The 1,815-nt window shown below is 62.0% G+C and carries 1 pseudogene; it reads left to right on the plus strand.

What is annotated here, in order from left to right:
- The first annotated feature begins 63 nt into the window (after positions 1 to 63).
- Positions 64 to 1,294, plus strand: a pseudogene (locus tag ACFQ4E_RS20475) (IS3 family transposase).
- The last annotated feature ends 521 nt before the right edge of the window (positions 1,295 to 1,815 follow it).

Here is a 1,815-nt window from a genome sequence, read left to right on the forward strand (position 1 = left end):
TGACCTTCTTGGGGAATTTTCCTCCACCGCCGATTAGAGTCCGCCCCCACCTGAGGACGGACAATGAAGCGAACGAGATTTACGAACGAACAGATCATCGGCATCCTGGTCGAGCGTGAGGCTGGCGCGAAGTGCGCAGACCTGTGTCGCAAGCACGGCATGTCAGAAGGCACCTTCTACAACTGGAAGGCCAAGTTCGGGGTCATGACGGTGTCGGAGGCCAAGCGGCTGAAGACGCTCGAGGATGAGAACGCCAAGCTGTAGGTCCAAGGGACCGTGGCCCCAGCGGGGCCGCGTAAGCCCGCAGGAGGCTGGCCGAGCAAATGCTGGATCTGGCTGCGATGAAGGATCTGGTTTCAAAAAAGTGGTAGGGCCCGCCGTGAAGCGTGAAGCCGTTGCGTATCTTCGGGCCGAACATGGCCTGTCGGAACGGCGGGCTTGCCACATCGTCGGCGCAGATCGTACGATGATCCGCTATCGCTCTCGGCGTGCCCCGGACACGGTTCTGCGCGGTCAGTTGCGGGATTTGGCCAACGAGCGCTGACGGTTCGGCTACCGGCGCCTGTTCGTCCTGCTGCGCCGCGAGGGTGAACCCTCGGGGATCAACCGGATCTATCGGCTCTACCGCGAGGAAGGGCCGACGGTGCGCAAGCGAAAGGCCCGCCGCAAAGCGATCGGCACACGGGCCCCGATCCCGGTCGAGGCGCGCCCCAATGCGCGCTGGTCACTGGATTTCGTCCACGACCAGTTAGCCAACGGCCAGCGCTTCCGGGTGCTCAACGTGGTCGACGACGTCACCCGCGAATGCCTGGGTGCGATCCCTGGCACCTCAATCTCGGGGCGCCGTGTCGCGCCTGAACTGACGGCCCTGATCGAGCGCCGCGGAAAGCCCGGCATGATTGTCAGCGATGATGGGACGGAACTGACCAGTAACGCGATATTGCGGTGGTGTTCCGAGCATCGGATCGAATGGCACTACATCGCGCCTGGCAAGCCGATGCAGAACGGCTTCGTTAAGAGTTTCAATGGCGGGCTGCGCGATGAACTGCTCGACGAGACCATGTTCCGGAACCTGGCCCATGCACGGGTTGTGATCGCCGCCTGGGTTGCTGACTATAACACCGAACGCCCGCACTCGGCCTTGGATTATCAGACCCCGGCCGACTACGCGCGAACCCTGACCACCGCAATCGTACGCCCCGCTGCGCAAGATGAAAGCTCCGCGCGTCGGGCGATTGCTCAATCCGCGCCAACCGGCGTAAACACCAACCGGACTCCGGTCGCTGCTGGATGAAAGTTCAGTGACAGGTCAGGCTCAACTGAAGAGCTGAAGCGGCTGAGGGAGGCGTTGTCCAACCTGACGCGGGACAATCTCATTCTGACCGAGGCTACCCGGGGCAAATGTATGGTCCGCCCCGAGCGTGCAAGCATGAATTCAGTCTGCGCTGAACTGTTACGTCAACGTATCCGGCCTCTCTGCGGAGCGCCTGGCGCCGGGCCTTGATAGGTATCCGCATGCCGATTGTGGCTTTCTACTAACTCGGCTTCGAAGAGCCTGTTTCCCTCGTCAGCCACCAATCGATGCAGATCGTTCCAGCGCCATCCCTCATATCGCCGCGCACGCCGTTCGTGTGGGACTGCGTGCGCCCTGTCAGTCTGCGGCAGGCAGTCCATCATACTCTCGTCCTCCAACGAGAACAGAGCAGGCAATCCGGGAAAGCTTGTTGGCCGGCGCTACGGTCGCAACTGAATAGCCCCGCGTCTCTTAGACGCCCTCGTGCCTCAGTTTCTGCTGCCGCTCGAACTCGAGGGGCG

Source organism: Litorisediminicola beolgyonensis, assembly GCF_042679605.1.
Taxonomy (GTDB): Bacteria; Pseudomonadota; Alphaproteobacteria; order Rhodobacterales; family Rhodobacteraceae; genus Litorisediminicola; species Litorisediminicola beolgyonensis.